Raw genomic sequence first — 16,432 nt, forward strand, 5'->3', positions numbered from 1 at the left:
AGTCTTTGCTCCAGCCTATTCGGCCGCTTGCTGATGTTCTGCCGCGGATATCCGGGCTGCGCAGAACTTGAACTCCGGGATCTTGCCAAAGGGATCCAGCTGCGGATTTGTCAAGAAATTCGCTGGGGCTTCAAAGAAGCAGAACGGAATGAACAGCATGCCCGCCGAAACATCCCGATCAGCCCGGAGCGTGAGTGTGATCGCGCCGCGGCGCGTTTCAACCGTCACCTGCTGGCCGATTTCCAGCCCCTGAAGTTTGATGTCACGCGGGTTCATCGAAACGACCGGTTCCGGCTCGATGGCGTCCAGAACTGCGGCCCGCCGGGTCATCGCGCCGGTGTGCCAATGTTCCAGCATCCGGCCTGTAGTCAGAACCAGCGGGAAGTCCTCATCCGGAGTTTCATCCGGCGGCACAAGATCCGTCGGGACGATTTTGCCGCGGCCATCGGAAGTCGGAAACGATTGACCAAATAGGATCTCGTTACCTGGCGTATCCGGACTGTCCGCCGGGTAGGTGACTGTGCCTTCCCGCTCCAGACGCTCCCACGAGATGTTCTGGATCGATGCCATATGAGACCGCATTTCTTCGTAGATTGCCGGAACACCATCGTAGGACCAGTTCAAGCCGAGGCGATTGGCGATCTCAATGATCAGCTCCCAATCTGCCCGAACCTCACCTGGCATAGGCACACATGGCTGACCAATCTGAACCTGGCGGTTGGTATTGGTGTAGGTGCCGAGCTTTTCCGCATGAGCGGACGCAGGCAGAATCACATCCGCGTGCCAGGCCGTTTCAGTCAAGAAAATATCTTGGACAACCAGATGCTTCAGGCTGGCCAGTGCCTTGCGGGCGTGGTTCTGATCCGGGTCTGACATTGCCGGGTTTTCACCCTGAATGTACATCGCCTCGATGCCGCCGGCCAGAATGTCGTCCATGATCTCAACGACCGTCAGCCCTCGCACTGGATCGAGCGTCCGTCCCCAGGCATCTTCATATTCCGCGCGGATATCGGCGTTCTCAACCGAGCGGTAATCCGGAAACACCATCGGGATCAGGCCGGCATCAGATGCGCCCTGCACGTTGTTTTGACCGCGCAGCGGGTGCAGGCCGGTTCCCGGACGGCCGATCTGGCCGGTGGTCAGCGCCATAGCAATCAGACAGCGGACATTGTCCGTGCCGTGCACATGCTGGGAAACACCCATGCCCCAGTAAATAATGGAACGCGGGCTTGTGGCGTAAATCCGGGCGACCTCGCGCAGAGTGCCGGCCTCAATGCCGCAGACCGGCTCCATGGCTTCCGGAGTGAAGTCCTGGATTTTCTCCTTTAGCGCTTCAAAACCATCAACATGAGCCGCGATATACTGCTCGTCATATAGCTTTTCAGTCACAATCACATTGAGGATGGCGTTGAGCATGGCAACATCCGTCCCTGGCTTGAAAACCAGGCTGTAATCGGCATGACGCATCAGGCCTTGACCACGCGGATCCATGACAATCAGTTTGGTGCCGTTTTTCGCTGCCTGCTTGATGTAGGTCGCGGCCACCGGATGGTTTTGTTCCGGCCGTGCACCGATCACAATCATGCAGTCGGCGTCTTCTGCGGCGTTAAATGGCGCAGTCGTTGCCCCGGAACCAATGCCTTCCATCAGCGCAGCCACAGACGAAGCATGGCAAAGCCGCGTGCAGTGATCGACGTTGTTGGTTTGGAACCCCTGCCGGATCAGCTTCTGGAAAAGATACGCCTCTTCGTTTGAGCCTTTGGCAGAGCCAAAACCCGCAATGCCCGCGCCACCTTTGGCGTCGAACGAAGCCTTCAGTCCGTTTGCGGCCCGATCAAGCGCTTCTTCCCAAGTCGCCTCCCGGAAAACGTCCAGATAGTTGTCGAGGGTCATGGAGATGTTGCCGCGTTTGGGCGCATCATCCCGGCGGATGAGCGGTTTGGTCAGCCGCTCCGGACTGGACACATAGTCAAAACCGAAACGGCCCTTCACGCAGAGGCGGTTTTCGTTTGCCGGGCCATCGCGGCCTTCAACACTGACGATCTTGCCGTCTTTGACCGAGACAGAGGTCAAGCAACCGACACCACAGAACGGACAAACGCTGTCGATGGTTTCTTCCGGATAGACTTCCCTGGTCGTCGCGGTGGCGTCCATCAGGCTCTTTTCCATCAGCGCCCCAGTCGGGCAGGCAGAAACGCATTCCCCGCAGGCCACGCAGGTGGAGATCCCCATCGGATCTGCTAGATCGAAGACAGGCGCAACATGCGAACCGCGGTCGGCCATGCCAATGACATCGTTGACCTGGACTTCCCGGCAGGCCCGTTCACATAGATTACAGGCGATACAGGCGTCGAGATTGACCGCGATTGCCGGATGGGAGACGTCTTGCGCTGGCTTTTCACAAGGTGCAAAGCGGCTGGATGTGACACCAACCGCATCAGACCACTTCCAGAAATCACTTTCCGGATCCGGATGTTGATCGCGGCTCGGCTGATCGGACGCCAGCAATTCGAAGACCATCTCGCGCGCTTTGGACGCCCGCTCAGTGGCGGTTTGAACCACCATGCCTTCCGCGGGTGTCCGGATACAGGAGGCGGCCAAAGTACGCTCGCCCTCAATATCAACCATACAGGCGCGGCAATTGCCGTCAGAACGATAACCCGATGCATCCTTGTGGCACAGATGCGGAATGGCAACGCCTTCGCGTTTGGCCACTTGCCAGATGGTCTCACCATCTTCAGCTGTTACGGTTTTGCCGTCGAGAGAGAAGGTGACATTACTCATACTTCAAACTCCTCGGAAAAGAATTTTAGCACGGAGGCCACTGGGTTGCTCGCCGCTTGTCCCAGACCGCAAATTGAGGCGGACCGCATCACTGCATCCAGGTCGGCGATCTTGTTCTTGTCCCAATCGCCATTCGCCAGAAGCTGTTCCATCTTCTCCGTGCCCGACCGGCATGGCGTGCACTGACCGCAACTTTCGTGCTTGAAGAAACGCATCAGATTGAGTGCGGCATCGCGCATATCGTCCTGATCGGAAAAAACAACGATCGCGTGACTACCAATGAAACAACCGTGTTTGTCGAGCGTACCGAAATCGAGCGGCTCATCAGCGAGGGACGCGGGCAGAATACCGCCAGACGCCCCGCCAGGCAGATAGCCCTTGAAGCTGTGGCCCTCATCCATGCCGCCGCAGAATTCGTTGAGCAGCTCATTCATGGTTATCCCGGCAGGTGCCAGTTTTACACCCGGCTCCTTAACCCGTCCGGATACCGAGAATGACCGAAAGCCCTTGTGGCCCCGGCGGCCTTGTTCGGCGAACCAGTCAGGCCCTTTTTCGACAATGTCGCGGATCCAAAAGAGGGTCTCAACATTGTGATTGAGGGTTGGACGGCCAAAGAGCCCAACCTGGGCGATGAACGGCGGTCGGTGGCGCGGCAGGCCACGTTTGCCTTCGATCGATTCGATCATCGCGCTTTCTTCGCCGCAGATGTAAGCACCCGCACCGCGGCGCAGTTCGATATCGATTGAGGTGATGATTCCTGCAGCCCGTAAAGCGGCGATTTCGGTCTTCAGGATTTCAAGAACCGCTGGATATTCATCACGCATATAAAGATAAACGCGATCAGCTGAAATCGCATGGGCCGCAACCAGCGCTCCTTCCAACAGCCGGTGCGGGTCACTTTCCAGATGATAGCGGTCTTTGAACGTGCCAGGCTCGCCTTCATCACCATTAATGGTCAGAAATTTCGGACCTGGTAAATCATTGACGATTTTCCACTTGGTACCGGTCGGAAAGCCCGCGCCACCCAGGCCGCGCAAACCAGCCGCAAGCGCCATGTCCGCAATATCTGCAGCAGCCAACTCACCGGATCGTACGCGCTCGAGCACATTGTAACCACCGGCAGCCTTGTAAGCTTCGAGTTTTGTGTATTCCGGAATGACAGGGTCAACCGAGCCTTCAAACAACGTCGCACGAACGGACATTTCGCTGGCGTTGTCGACAGCGCGTTTGCCGACTTGAACAGCCGGCGCACTGGCACAGCGGCCTATACACGGCACTTTCTGGATGCGGACGTTTTTGGGATCAACACCGCTTTCCAACGCTGCGGCCAGAGCATCAGCACCTTTCAGGGAACAAGCAATGCTGTCGCATACTCGCACGGTCACAGGCGCCGGTTTGGTCTCATCCTCACGAACGATATCGAAGTGATGATAGAAGCTCGCGACTTCGTAGATCTCGGCTTGAGACAGACGCATTTCTGCTGCGAGTGCCCGCATGTGCCGGGCCTCCAGACAGCCATACGCGTCTTGAATTTTATGCAAATGCTCGATCAACAGATCGCGGCGGCGCGGCTCATCCCCCAAAAGGTTCCGAACCTCGGCCAAAGCCGCATCTTCTAATTGACGCCCTTTTGGCTGGGACGGCTTGCGTGAAAGCCCCTTGCCGAAAGACATTGGCGTTTACTCCCAAAAAGATTTCGTTGGCCGGATGTTATTCACCGGGACCAGCCCTTTCTGTTTGAAAAACGACAATTGCCGCTCTAAAGCTGACGCTTTAGAACAAGCTGTTCACATTGCAGATATTTTTTCAGGTCAGATCGTCAAATGCGCAAAAGCTGCGACGACCTTTTCATAAACCGGCCGTTTGAATGGCACGATGAGATCTGGAACACGGGATACATCTTCCCAACGCCAGTCATCAAATTCAGCCGAATGGCCATCTGGCGGCGTCAAAATATTGACTTCGTCGTCAGATCCTTCGAACCGGTAAGCCAGCCACCTTTGAGCCTGCCCACGGTGTTTTCCCTTGCGCGTGTTGCGCAGGATTTCTTCCGGATAATCATAGGCAAACCACTCAGGCGCCTCTTCCAAAAGTGTCACCGAATGGATTGATGTTTCTTCATAGAGCTCGCGGCGCGCCGCTTTTTCTGGCGTTTCGCCGGCATCAATGCCGCCTTGCGGCATCTGCCACTTGTAATCGTACCCGTTTTTGTTGGCTTCTTGAGACCGGCTGCCGACCCAGACCTTGCCCTGGCGGTTGATCAGCATAATGCCGACACAGGGCCGGTACGGCAGGCCATCCACAGCTTCAGGATACCCTGGTCCAAAATCCAATTTTGTCACGAAAAACCTCGTTCGAAATACCGGATGTTACTTGTTTTCACGGTCAATCGTTGCACTGACTGGGACAAGCTGCAGGCCACGCTGCTCCAGATCCTGAACCCATTCTTCCAGTTGACGTACTGTGACCGGTAGTGCTGAACCGGCAGCAACCGCAAATCCGCGCGCCCGGGCCACACTCTCCAGCTGAAGCAGCTTTGCATCGATATTGCTCTCACGCGGGACTTCATCAAGCACCACATCAACCCCGCTGAAGGGCATGCGAACGTCAGCGGACACTTCGCCTGCGATGCTGCGCGACGTCGTCCCATTGTCAACGAACATCAACCCGCGGGATTTCAATTTTTCGAGCAGAAACTGCATGGATGGTTTTATCGATGTATACCGTGCGCCCATCTCACCAATGACACCGACATAGTTGGTGACCCGTGTCAGCAAAAACGCCAGTCTGTCGAGAAGTTCTGCCGGCTTTAAACTGACAAGCAGCGTATGTGGCCCTGGATCATTGTCCGGGAAATCAAAGGGTTCCAACGGGATTTGCAACAACAGTTCATGGCCTTTCATCCGGGCCTGCTGCATCCAAAGGTCAAGATCCGAGCCATAGGGCGCCAATGCAAATGTCACATCGGGCGGCAAGCGGTCGATCGCGTTTTGTGTCCCGGCTTCGCTCAATCCGAGCCCCGTGATAACGACCGCAATTTTCGGAATGGACGTAAATTCCGTCGCAATTGGCCGCGAATAAGCATCAAGCGGGCGTACACCGGCGTCGCTGATCATTGGCAAGAAGCCGTAATCGGACCGTTCGCTCACTCTGGTGTCTGGGTTGATCGCCAATCCCGTGATTGGCGCGTCATATTTCAGCCCATCCGGACGGATGATCATTTCATAGCGTGGCCCTAGGAAGTCTCCGCCGTTCTGCGGGCGTAAATTCGGGCCAAGCTCCCCTCCGACCGTTGGCCGGATCTCAACAACTTCAATATCTTGCGAGGTGATCCCTTCAACAACTTCGTCCAGAGGCAAAACCGCAACCGGTTCGCCGCCCAAAGGATCGTCGACCACTAGAATCCAAATAAGCGCCGTTGTGAAAACGACACTTATCAAACCTGCACCAATCAAACCAAACGGCAGCCTGACCAGCCGCCGTTTTCCCATTCCTAAGGGAGCTGTGAGATCTTCGCTCGCCATACCGTCCGGAGCCTTTTGGCCGGCGGGCTGCCGGCTCGATCGTTGTTATTTGATACGCAGAACGAATGGAAAAGCGCGCCGCTACCGGCGCGCCTTGAAATCTTAGTTCGGAACCGCGGCCGTGTCCGCAATCGGCGGGAAGGCGCTATTGACCTGAACGCCACGCAGGAGATCCAATGCGAGGTTCAACTGAGTGTCATCTTTCGGATCCGGCGGGACATAAGCCTGGCTGCCGGACTTTTCTTCGCCGTCAGCTTCCAAGTGACCACGCAGGCCTGCTTCGCCCTTTGTGTTGACCCGGCCGACGAGTTCTTCAGGCAGTTCCTGGAGCGCTTCAATGTCCGGCACGATGCCCTTGGCCTGAATGGACGTTCCTGCGGGTGTATAATACCGCGCGGTTGTCAGACGGATCGCGCCATTGGCCCCAAGGGGGATAATCGTCTGGACGGACCCTTTACCGAAGGACCGCGTCCCAAGGATGGTGGCCCGGCGGTGATCCTGCAGAGCGCCTGCAACAATTTCAGAAGCAGAAGCAGACCCGCCATTGACCAGAACAATCACAGGCTTGCCACCGGTCAGGTCACCGGCACGGGCATTGTAACGCTGAGTTTCTTCAGCTTCACGGCCACGGGTTGAAACAATCTCACCGCGATCCAAGAACGCATCAGATACCGCGATAGCCTGATCCAACAATCCACCTGGGTTGTTGCGCAGGTCGATGACGAAGCCTTTCAGCTTGTCCTTACCGATCTTCTCTGCAGTTGTTTCAAGACCTTTTTTCAGGCCATCAAAGGTCTGTTCGTTGAACTGGGTTACGCGGACATACCCAATATCATCCTCTTCGCGCCAGCGCACCGAACGGATCCGGATAATGTCGCGCGTGATCGTGATTTCAAGCGGTTCAACGCGGCCATCACGGCGGATGCTGACCACGATATCGGTGTTAACTGGCCCACGCATTTTTTCCACGGCTTCGTTCAAGGTAAGGCCCTGAACCTGTTCGCCATCGATATGTGTGATCAGATCACCCGCCAAAACACCTGCTTTGGCTGCTGGCGTATCGTCAATCGGCGACACTACTTTCACCAGACCATCTTCCATGGTCACCTCAATGCCGAGACCGCCGAATTCGCCACGGGTTTGTACCTGCATGTCGCGGAAGCTCTTTGGCGACATATAGCTGGAATGCGGATCAAGGGAGGTCAGCATCCCGTTGATGGCGCTCTCAATCAGCTGAGCATCATCAGGAACTTCCACATAATCCGACCGCACCCGTTCAAAGACATCTCCAAACAGGTTCAATTGCCGGTACGTATCCGTTGCAGCGGCATTGGCCTCCGCCGAAACATGGAACGGCATTTGGGACAAGGTGGTCACAGCTGCAGCCCCCATCAGGGCACCTGCCAGCAGCAAGGAAGCTTTCCGTATCATCCGCGAGCCTTTTCTTCTTCTGTGCGCGCCCACCACGGGGTGGGATCGACCGCACGGCCGTCCTTCCGAAATTCAACATATAATATCGGCTGGGTCGAGCCCAAACCGAATGTGGAGGCGCTAGCCCATTGGGTTGCCCCCATAACGCCAACCGGTTCCCCGGCCAAAACAAATTGCCCCAGCTCTGCATCTATCCGGTCCATGCCGGCCAGGAGCACATGGTATCCGTCTCCGGTGTTCAGGATCAAGAGCTCACCATAAGATCGGAACGGCCCTGAATAAACCACCCAGCCATCCGCTGGCGAGGTCACATTCGACCCCGGACGTGTTGCAATCGACTGGCCTTCCGTCATACCGCCGAATTCGTCTTCCTGCCCAAAATCCTTGAGCACCGTTCCCGAGACCGGTTGCGGCAATCGACCGAGGGCATCCTGAAACGCAATTGCCGGAGCCAAACGGCCCGGATCGGAAAACGGATCAAATTCACGCGATCTTGTCCGGCCAGTTTTCAAGGCCGCCTGTCTGGATTTTTCCGCCGCCTCGCGTGCGCTGTCGATTTCAGCTTCCAAATCTGCAATCAGTTCCTTGAGTGAACCTGCCCTGGCGGCTAATTCTTCAGCCCGGCGTTTCTCATCTGCAAGGACTCGAACTGTTTTAGTATGTTCCAGCCTTTTGGCGCTCAGGAGAAGTTCAAGCCGCGACTTTTCCTCAGCCAATCGCATTGCATCGCCGCGAAGACGGCGTTCTTCCTTAGCAATGACAGCCTTAAGCCGTTGTAATTCTTCGAGATCGGCCGCAAGCGCCTCTGTTTCCACCCTCAGTTCGGGCATCACCGCGTTTAGGAGAATCGCACTTCGAACCGCCGACAACGCATCACTTGGCCGGACAGCGAGGGCTGGCGGCGGTCGCCGGCCGATTCTTTGAAGTGCCGCGAGAACCTCAGCGAGGACATCCCGGCGCGCAATCAAGGACTGACGGACCGCATCTTCATTTTCACCGAGGCTGCGCAGGCGACGTTCGGTGTCGGTCAACTCCGTTTCCAGCCCGCGGATGGTATCGGCCGTATTGATAATTTTGGCGTTCAGCGTATCCCGATCCCGGTCCAAAGTTTGGATTTCCCGGGCAATAGCAGCCTGCCTATCGGCTGAAACGGTAATGTCGGACGTGAGGGCTGCAAGTTCCTTTTCCCGCAGATCTCTTTTGGCGATGGCCGCTTCAATTTCAGGTGAATTGGTCTTAACTTCGACCGTTTCCGGATCAGTTTGCTCCGTTGCAACTGCAGTCGACGGGCCTAAAGCTGCGCACATCACGATACCGCCAAGGAACAACTTGGCTCTGCCAAGCTCCTTCAGCGCGAATAGCACACCCCTGCCCGGATCTGTTATCAACGTGCCTCTAACTCCCATTCGGCCTACAATTTGCGATACCGTCATCGTGTTAACGAACCGTTTACCCTGGTATCCAATTCGTTAATGCAGCAATATTTGTCCACCAATTGCAGCCGTTTTTTCTCTACGCTGGGAATGCGGCGATATGCTGGCAAACTTTTGTGTTTGGGAAAACCGTGAGATTCATCCGTTGATAATGCGGTGTCATACCCGATGATATGGATGCCCAGACTGAATAGTGATCGCCCTATAGATCTGTTCGGCCAGCAGTATCCGGGCAATTTGATGCGGCCAGGTCATCGCGCCCAGAGCAAGCTTTAGATCTGCGCGTGCAAGCATCTCCTGCCCGTGCCCATCGGCTCCACCGATCGCAAAAACGATGTCTGGGATGCCATCATCCTTCCAGGCTTCCAGACGCCCTGAGAACGCTGGACTGGTTAGGTTCTTCCCGTTTTCATCTAATACCACAAGCTTGGCACCTGACGGCAAAGCCTGAAGGATCGCCTTCGCCTCATCAGCCTTGCGATCTTCTGCCCGCTGGCCGCGGCTTTCTGGCAATTCGGTGATCGCAACATCAGTGATGCCAAGCGCGCGTCCAGCCTTACGCGCTCTGTCCAGATAACGGTCGAAAAGATCTTTATCTGCACCCGCTTTCATGCGGCCAATGCAGATGAGTGAGAAGCGCATAAAATCCCCGCCGGACAAATTCCGGTGTTACGGCTGCGTCGACAATGTCACGAGATTCTTGGTTTAGAACCTCGATCCGGGATTAGCCGATGAACTGCGGAGCTTCATCCGTTTCCGGGGCCCACATCTTTTCCAGATTGTAAAAGCCACGAACTTCAGGACGGAAGATGTGAATGATCACATCGCCTGCATCAATCAGTACCCAGTCGCAAGTGGTTTGGCCTTCCACAGTTGGATTGCCGTGCCCTGCAGATTTCAGATCGCGCTGCACATGGTCCGCAATCGCCCCAACATGACGATGGGAGCGTCCGGACACAATCACCATGTGATCTGCCAGGGAACTTTTTCCTGCGATGTCGAGAGTAACGAGGTCCTCGGCTTTGGAATCTTCTAAGCTCGCAAGAACCGTATCGAGGAGGCCTGCCGCAAGGTCTGCGCCTACGGAAGCCTTCAGAGGAGTGGACATATCTGTCCGCCCACTTTCAATGGACATAGTCAGGTGGAGTGCCTTTCACTTTGGTTTCTGTCCTGCGTCCAACGTCGTCACGAACTTGATGGTTCGGCTTTGTACGTCACCCGTTTTGGCGCCAGGACCGGTTCATCGGTATACGACCGCTTCCTCCGGCGATCAATTAACATAATACCGCGTCCCACTTGGCAATTTCAAGACAACGGAGTTTTCACAAGGGTGTTTAGCGTTAACGGCTCGAACGTTGTCTAAGATCTGTTGACGAAGATTGGTCGAGTACCGTGTGCAAAAATGTCCAAACCGGCGGTTCCATTTCTGGCAACAATGCGGCGTCTTCTTCCGGAAGCCGATACTTTTCAAAGGCTTTTGCCATTGGCGAGGACATGACAGATAAAGACGCGCCGGGCCTGTCGACCACGGCGACTGGCACGGTCCCCAATATCCCCCGCCAATCTTGCCAGCGGTGGAAATCGGCCAAATTGTCAGCACCCATGACCCAAACGAATCGCACAGCCGGGTTCCGGGAGCGCAGCGCCTGAAGCGTTTTGGCCGTATAGGGCGTGCCGAGCACTTTTTCGTGCGCGGTCACCTTCATCCGCGGATGGTTGGCCAGTGACTGTGTCTGTTGCAGCCGGTTTTCCAGCGGAGCAAGATCTGAGTGGCTCTTGAGCGGATTGCCAGGAGTGACGAACCACCAGACCTGATCCAGGCCCAACCGTTTCAAAACCGTGTCCGCCACCATCTTGTGACCGGAATGCGGTGGATTGAACGACCCACCGAAAATCCCGATACGATTGCCCGCTTCACAATGTGGCAGTTTCAGCCAGTCCCGACTTCGGGCCTGGCTGGAGGAAGACTTGCTCATGGACGAATTTGGCCCGTCCCATGCACTTTGTATTTGAAGCTGGTGAGCTGTTCGACACCAACCGGCCCGCGGGCATGCATCCGTCCGGTGGCAATGCCAATTTCCGCACCCATGCCGAATTCGCCACCATCGGCGAACTGGGTCGAGGCATTGTGCAATACAATCGCCGAATCGACTTCCGCCTGGAACCGGTCTGCGGCGGCCTGATCTTCGGTGACGATACAATCGGTGTGATTGGACCCGTATTTGGTAATGTGCGCGATCGCCGCGTCGAGATCCGGCACGATCATTGCGGAGAGGATCTTGTCCAGATACTCCGTTGACCAATCCTCTTCGTTCGCTTGCAAAACACCGGAGCCAATCTTTTGAACTTCGGCATCGCCACGGATTTCGCACTCCCCCGCGTTCAACGCCTCCAAAATTGAAGGCAAGTGGCTTTCAGCGACGTCTTCATGCACAAGCAGCGTTTCCAAAGCGCCGCAAATTCCTGTCCGGCGCAGCTTGGAGTTTTTCACGATCGCGACAGCCTTTTCGAGGTCTGCTGCTTTATCGACAAAGATGTGCACCAGACCTTCGAGGTGCGCAAAGACAGGCACACGCGCTTCGGTTTGAACACGCTCGACAAGGCTGCGGCCACCACGCGGAACGATCACATCCAGATTGCCATTCAGCCCGCGCAACATTTCACCAACGGCTGCCCGATCCGTCACGGGAACGATCTGGATTGCGTCTTCCGGCAGGCCGGCTTCCACCAGCCCCTTTTGCAGCGCTGCGTGGATCGCCTTGTTGGAGTGGATGGTGTCGGAACCGCCACGCAAAACAACCGCATTGCCTGCCTTGAGGCACAACGCTCCGGCATCGGCGGTCACATTCGGCCGGCTCTCGTAGATCACCCCGATTACGCCAAGTGGTGTGCGAACCCGTTCGATCTTGAGGCCGTTGGGGCGGTCCCAAGCTGCCATCACGCTGCCGACGGGATCTTCGAGCGCAACAATGTCTTCCAGTGCCTTGGCTATCGCTTCGATGCGCTCTTCGTTCAAGGTGCCACGATCCAAGAACGCAGCGGTCTGACCATTGGCCTTCATCGCCTCAACGTCATTGGCGTTGCCCTTAAGAATAGTTGGGATCGCTGCCCGAACAGCCTTTGCCATTGAAAGCAAAGCCGTGTTCTTGGCCTCGGTTGGGGCATTGGCAAGCACCCGGCCAGCAGCCCGCGCGCGTGTGCCGATCTCCGCCATCAAAGCTTCCGTCGACAATGCCTCAACCTTATCCAACATTCCTTCAACTCCTGTTTGGCGATCTTCTCGTTCACCGCCTCATATGGTGTTTTTAACTTGTTCCGTTCAAAAAGCCATCTTCCAGGACCAGATCGTCCCGGTGGATCATTTCCGCGCGCCCCGGATAACCGACGATGGCCTCGATTTCCCGGCTGTTGCGCCCGGCAATCAATTGCGCTTCTTCCATGTCATAGGCAATCAACCCACGGCCGATCACGGCGCCTTCAGGTCCCAGAACCTTCACCGCGTCCCCGCGGCTGAAGGCACCTTTTACAGTCGTCACACCGGCGGGAAGAAGGCTCTTGCCGGATTTCAGTGCTTTCACCGCACCAGCATCCAGACCGATCTGACCGCGCGGTTCTAAAGTCCCACCGATCCAGGCCTTGCGGGCACTGGCCGGTGTCGCAAGTGCCGGGAACCAAGTAGCCCGCGCGCCCTCATCCAGCCGTTTGAGCGGATTAAGCTCCTTGCCAGACGTAATCACCATGGAGGTGCCAGCGGCGGTCGCGATCTTGCCGGCGTCGATCTTTGTTTTCATGCCGCCGCGCGACAGTTCTGAGCCGGCACTGCCGGCCATCGCTTCGATTTCGCCGGTAATTCTGGGAACTTCCGGCAGGAAGACCGCGGACGGGTCCTGCTGCGGCGGCGCAGTATAAAGGCCATCAATATCGGACAGCAAAACAAGACAATCGGCGCTCGCCATGGTCGCGACGCGGGCTGCCAGACGGTCATTGTCGCCGTAACGGATTTCGGAGGTCGCAACAGAATCGTTTTCGTTGATGATCGGCACAGCGCCAAGCTTCAACAACGTGCCGATGGTGGCGCGGGCATTGAGATACCGCCGCCGCTCTTCTGTATCGCCAAGGGTCAACAGAATCTGTCCAGCCTTGCGTCCATGGGCGTCCAAAGCATCAGCATAGGCTTTTGCAAGCGCAATTTGACCAGCAGCCGCTGCTGCCTGGCTCTCTTCCAGTTTCAGCGGTCCCTTGGGCAATCCCAAAACGCCACGGCCGAGCGCAATCGAGCCGGAGGACACCAGCAGAACTTCCGCACCAGCCTCAAGAAGACCGACGACATCTGAAATCAGCGCTTCCAGCCAGGCGCGTTTCAGCGCACCGTCCTCGACAAGCAGCGCCGAGCCGATTTTGACCACAATCCGGCTGTGGGTCTTCAGGGTCCGCAGATCCGACATTACGGATGCCATCCCTCCTGCTCAGGCGCAGGCACCTGATTGGCAGCTTCTTCTTTGTCTCGGTCGATCGCGCGCACGATCATGCGCAGCGCCCGGTCGACATTCAGACCACTCGCCGAAGACAAAATAAGAGGTTTCTGGCCGCAAGCGGCTTCCAAACTGGCTGCTTGTTCCGCAATCAGCTCTTCGTTCAAGGCATCACATTTGGACAAAGCAACGATCTCAGGCTTGTCGGTCAGGCCCGCGCCATAGGCTTCCAGCTCACCGCGCACCACCTTGTAAGCTTCGCCGGGATCTTCCTCACCCGAGCCATCTACTAGATGAAGAAGAACACGGGTGCGCTCAACATGTCCTAAGAAGCGGTCGCCCAGCCCGGTGCCCTCATGGGCGCCTTCGATCAAGCCGGGAATATCAGCCATGGCAAAGCTGTTGCCGTCGATCTGGACAATGCCGAGATTCGGGTGCAGCGTCGTGAAAGGATAATCGGCGATTTTCGGTTTGGCCGCAGACACTGTCGACAGGAAAGTTGACTTGCCGGCATTGGGCAATCCCACAAGCCCGGCATCAGCAATCAGTTTCAAGCGCAGCCAGATCCATTTTTCCTCGCCCTCAAGACCGGGATTCGCCCGGCGCGGTGCCTGGTTGACTGAAGATTTAAAGTGGGCATTTCCAAAACCACCGTTACCGCCGCGTAGCAGATGCACTTTCTGACCAATCTCTGTCAGGTCGGCGATAATGGTCTCGTTGTCCTCTTCGAGGATCTGGGTTCCCACCGGGACTTTCAAAACGGTATCGTCACCATGCGCACCTGTCCTGTTTTTGCCCATGCCGTGAATGCCAGTGCCAGCTTTGAAATGCTGCTTGTAGCGGTAGTCGATGAGCGTATTGAGACCATCGACACATTCCACCACGACGTCACCGCCTTTGCCACCGTCGCCGCCATCGGGGCCACCATACTCAATATACTTCTCTCTACGGAAAGAGACGCAGCCCGCACCGCCATTGCCGGAACGCACATAGACCTTGGCCTGATCGAGGAATTTCATTGTTTTTCTCTTTTCGTCCTGGTTCAGGCCTTGATCTTATTGCCAATCAATGGCCGGTCATAAACTCGCTACGGTGCAATTCGGCGCGTACGGCAGGAACACTACCCCCGCGGGACACGCTGTTACAGCCCACCTCGCCAACGACACGGAAACCGATATTTTCCAATACTTTCAGGGAAGCCGGATTCTCTTCCATGGCTTCTCCGGCCAGGACCCTGTGAGCGGTGTTTTCAAACAACCAGCAGGTTGCTGCATGAACCGCTTCGCTCATGTATCCCTTGCCCCAGAAAGGCTTGCCTAGCCAATAGCCGAATTCCGGGGTCGCCCGCAACTTTTTGAAGGAAACGCAGCCAATCATTTGGCCGTCTTGGTCAATATGGAAGGGCAACTCATCCGCATTTTCTGGATCCTGCCAATTTTCGGCGGCCTTCGTGAGATACGCCCTGCCGGACTCAAGCTCATACGGATATGGCACCCGGGAAAGCATCTTGGCGACGTCATAATCGCCCAAGAGCTCCGCGCAGGTGTCCAAGTCGTCCATGTGCGGCGGCCGGAGCACCAGCCGCTGCGTCCGGATTTCCGCCGGCATCATGCCACCTGCCTCCGGGCTTCGAACTCGTTGCGTTCCAAACGTACAACGACATTCGACACTTTCCGGTCCAAGGCCTTGGCATGGCGTTCGGTGAGCGCATACGGCTTGAAGCCAGCTTTGCGCAACAGCGCCCGCGACCGCGTGTTTTCTTCATAGGCGCGCGCGGCCAAGGCATTTGCTCCATAGACCTCGAATGCCCAGGCCAGCACCGCTTCCACGGCTTCGCTCGCATAACCATGACCTTGGAACGCCCGGCCAATCCAATAACCCAAGGTCGGATCGTCCGGCAATTCGGTCAGATCGCCCGGCGCTTCAACTGCCACGATGCCAATGAAGACACCACCCAGCGTGATGGCAAAAATGGCTCCGGTTTCCTGCGGATCCGTTCCGATGATTGATCCAAGAAATTTCTCGGCACTGCCGTCTTCATACGGCCAAGAATATGATGTCAGCCAGCGCGCCACGCTGAAATCCTTGCCTGCCAGTTCTTCAATCGCAGGGGCATCGCTCAGTTCGACCGGCCGCAGAATCAGACGACGGGTTTTTAACTCTGGCAACGTGATCATCGGCCCTGCCCCCAACCTTTCAAAGACTTCCAGATAGTCCGCTCAAGCGTATAGCGCTCAATCGGTACAGAGCCGCCTGCGCCAACAGAGCGGATCATGGACTGGTCGCGGTATTGGAACCCGGACTTCACCAACACCCGGCGCGATGCCGGATTGGTCACCCGGCAGGAGCCCTGCAGCTCTTCGATGTCGGTGTACATGAAGGCATGATCGACCAGCGCATGCACGGCTTCGGTGGCAAATCCCTGGCCCCAGAACGGCTCACCCAGCCAATAGCCGATATGGACCGGACCACCCGGCTCAACATTGGCATAGCGGGTCAGACCGATCAGCCGGCCGGTGCTTTTCAGCCGGATGGCAAACCCCTCTGAGCGATGCAGATTGAGGTTCGCCTTGGTGATCAGCGCGCGGCCGTCATCCGCCGTGAAGGGATGCGGCATAGTGGACAGGTTCGCTGCCACTTGCTTGTTGTTCGCCAGGAACACAAGATCCGCCAAATCGTCCATGCGCGGTTTGTCGAGCCGCACATGAACCGCTTCCTGCGGCAACGGGGCCGCGGCCAAACTGCTTTCGTCTAACAGTCCATCACTTTCAACAACCATAACTTCCTC

At 56.6% G+C, this 16,432-nt stretch carries 15 protein-coding genes; all 15 read right to left on the bottom strand.

From position 1 onward, the window contains the following. Positions 1 to 15: 15 nt before the first annotated feature. The gene (gene fdhF, locus FJ695_RS01170; protein ID WP_141183735.1) at positions 16 to 2,784 is read right to left on the bottom strand and encodes a formate dehydrogenase subunit alpha; all 2,769 of its coding nucleotides are present in this window, start codon (positions 2,782 to 2,784) and stop codon (positions 16 to 18) included. Further along, positions 2,781 to 4,457, bottom strand: a complete 1,677-nt coding sequence (locus tag FJ695_RS01175; protein ID WP_141183736.1) for an NAD(P)H-dependent oxidoreductase subunit E — start codon at positions 4,455 to 4,457, stop codon at positions 2,781 to 2,783. Before FJ695_RS01175 ends, fdhF begins: the two co-directional genes overlap by 4 nt. Before the next feature lie 138 nt (positions 4,458 to 4,595). Continuing rightward, positions 4,596 to 5,126: an RNA pyrophosphohydrolase gene (locus FJ695_RS01180; RefSeq protein WP_141183737.1), complete on the bottom strand. Its 531-nt coding sequence runs from the start codon at positions 5,124 to 5,126 to the stop codon at positions 4,596 to 4,598. A gap of 27 nt (positions 5,127 to 5,153) precedes the next feature. Next, positions 5,154 to 6,308 carry a divergent polysaccharide deacetylase family protein gene (locus FJ695_RS01185; RefSeq protein ID WP_209010864.1) on the bottom strand — a complete coding sequence of 385 codons (1,155 nt, stop codon included), beginning with the start codon at positions 6,306 to 6,308 and terminating at the stop codon, positions 5,154 to 5,156. A gap of 102 nt (positions 6,309 to 6,410) precedes the next feature. Further along, positions 6,411 to 7,739 carry a S41 family peptidase gene (locus FJ695_RS01190; protein ID WP_141183738.1) on the bottom strand — a complete coding sequence of 443 codons (1,329 nt, stop codon included), beginning with the start codon at positions 7,737 to 7,739 and terminating at the stop codon, positions 6,411 to 6,413. Then, complete coding sequence (locus tag FJ695_RS01195) at positions 7,736 to 9,103, bottom strand: murein hydrolase activator EnvC (RefSeq protein ID WP_209010865.1); 1,368 nt, start codon at positions 9,101 to 9,103, stop codon at positions 7,736 to 7,738. The genes FJ695_RS01190 and FJ695_RS01195 overlap by 4 nt, the downstream gene beginning before the upstream one ends. 228 nt (positions 9,104 to 9,331) lie before the next feature. Continuing rightward, positions 9,332 to 9,814, bottom strand: coding sequence for a 23S rRNA (pseudouridine(1915)-N(3))-methyltransferase RlmH (gene rlmH, locus FJ695_RS01200; RefSeq protein WP_141183739.1), 483 nt, complete (start codon positions 9,812 to 9,814; stop codon positions 9,332 to 9,334). Positions 9,815 to 9,896: 82 nt separating this feature from the next. Further along, complete coding sequence (gene rsfS / locus FJ695_RS01205; RefSeq protein ID WP_141183740.1) at positions 9,897 to 10,280, bottom strand: ribosome silencing factor; 384 nt, start codon at positions 10,278 to 10,280, stop codon at positions 9,897 to 9,899. Positions 10,281 to 10,512: 232 nt separating this feature from the next. Further along, on the bottom strand, positions 10,513 to 11,148 hold the full coding sequence (locus FJ695_RS01210) for a nicotinate-nucleotide adenylyltransferase (RefSeq protein ID WP_141183741.1): 636 nt from the start codon (positions 11,146 to 11,148) through the stop codon (positions 10,513 to 10,515). Then, a complete protein-coding gene (locus FJ695_RS01215) occupies positions 11,145 to 12,425 on the bottom strand; it encodes a glutamate-5-semialdehyde dehydrogenase (RefSeq protein WP_141183742.1) in 1,281 nt (426 codons plus the stop codon). The genes FJ695_RS01210 and FJ695_RS01215 overlap by 4 nt, the downstream gene beginning before the upstream one ends. A 52-nt stretch (positions 12,426 to 12,477) precedes the next feature. Continuing rightward, positions 12,478 to 13,629 (bottom strand): glutamate 5-kinase, encoded by a 1,152-nt coding sequence (proB, locus tag FJ695_RS01220; RefSeq protein ID WP_371708959.1) that lies wholly within the window; start codon positions 13,627 to 13,629, stop codon positions 12,478 to 12,480. Continuing rightward, complete coding sequence (gene obgE / locus FJ695_RS01225) at positions 13,617 to 14,663, bottom strand: GTPase ObgE (protein WP_141183744.1); 1,047 nt, start codon at positions 14,661 to 14,663, stop codon at positions 13,617 to 13,619. Before obgE ends, proB begins: the two co-directional genes overlap by 13 nt. Positions 14,664 to 14,709: 46 nt before the next feature. Further along, complete coding sequence (locus FJ695_RS01230; protein ID WP_141183745.1) at positions 14,710 to 15,255, bottom strand: GNAT family N-acetyltransferase; 546 nt, start codon at positions 15,253 to 15,255, stop codon at positions 14,710 to 14,712. Then, complete coding sequence (locus FJ695_RS01235; RefSeq protein WP_141183746.1) at positions 15,252 to 15,821, bottom strand: GNAT family N-acetyltransferase; 570 nt, start codon at positions 15,819 to 15,821, stop codon at positions 15,252 to 15,254. Before FJ695_RS01235 ends, FJ695_RS01230 begins: the two co-directional genes overlap by 4 nt. Then, positions 15,818 to 16,423, bottom strand: a complete 606-nt coding sequence (locus FJ695_RS01240; RefSeq protein WP_209010867.1) for a GNAT family N-acetyltransferase — start codon at positions 16,421 to 16,423, stop codon at positions 15,818 to 15,820. The genes FJ695_RS01235 and FJ695_RS01240 overlap by 4 nt, the downstream gene beginning before the upstream one ends. Positions 16,424 to 16,432 lie beyond the last annotated feature (9 nt).

The organism is Labrenzia sp. PHM005, assembly GCF_006517275.1.
Lineage (GTDB): Bacteria > Pseudomonadota > Alphaproteobacteria > Rhizobiales > Stappiaceae > Roseibium.

What these genes read in the sequence shown, in the direction of transcription:
- fdhF (WP_141183735.1), bottom strand. Translation starts at nt 2,784, where the DNA reads ATGAGTAATGTCACCTTCTCTCTCGACGGCAAAACCGTAACAGCTGAA.
- FJ695_RS01175 (WP_141183736.1), bottom strand. Translation starts at nt 4,457, where the DNA reads ATGTCTTTCGGCAAGGGGCTTTCACGCAAGCCGTCCCAGCCAAAAGGG.
- FJ695_RS01185 (WP_209010864.1), bottom strand. Translation starts at nt 6,308, where the DNA reads ATGGCGAGCGAAGATCTCACAGCTCCCTTAGGAATGGGAAAACGGCGG.
- FJ695_RS01190 (WP_141183738.1), bottom strand. Translation starts at nt 7,739, where the DNA reads ATGATACGGAAAGCTTCCTTGCTGCTGGCAGGTGCCCTGATGGGGGCT.
- rlmH (WP_141183739.1), bottom strand. Translation starts at nt 9,814, where the DNA reads ATGCGCTTCTCACTCATCTGCATTGGCCGCATGAAAGCGGGTGCAGAT.
- rsfS (WP_141183740.1), bottom strand. Translation starts at nt 10,280, where the DNA reads ATGTCCACTCCTCTGAAGGCTTCCGTAGGCGCAGACCTTGCGGCAGGC.
- FJ695_RS01210 (WP_141183741.1), bottom strand. Translation starts at nt 11,148, where the DNA reads ATGAGCAAGTCTTCCTCCAGCCAGGCCCGAAGTCGGGACTGGCTGAAA.
- FJ695_RS01215 (WP_141183742.1), bottom strand. Translation starts at nt 12,425, where the DNA reads ATGTTGGATAAGGTTGAGGCATTGTCGACGGAAGCTTTGATGGCGGAG.
- proB (WP_371708959.1), bottom strand. Translation starts at nt 13,629, where the DNA reads ATGGCATCCGTAATGTCGGATCTGCGGACCCTGAAGACCCACAGCCGG.
- obgE (WP_141183744.1), bottom strand. Translation starts at nt 14,663, where the DNA reads ATGAAATTCCTCGATCAGGCCAAGGTCTATGTGCGTTCCGGCAATGGC.
- FJ695_RS01230 (WP_141183745.1), bottom strand. Translation starts at nt 15,255, where the DNA reads ATGATGCCGGCGGAAATCCGGACGCAGCGGCTGGTGCTCCGGCCGCCG.
- FJ695_RS01235 (WP_141183746.1), bottom strand. Translation starts at nt 15,821, where the DNA reads ATGATCACGTTGCCAGAGTTAAAAACCCGTCGTCTGATTCTGCGGCCG.
- FJ695_RS01240 (WP_209010867.1), bottom strand. Translation starts at nt 16,423, where the DNA reads ATGGTTGTTGAAAGTGATGGACTGTTAGACGAAAGCAGTTTGGCCGCG.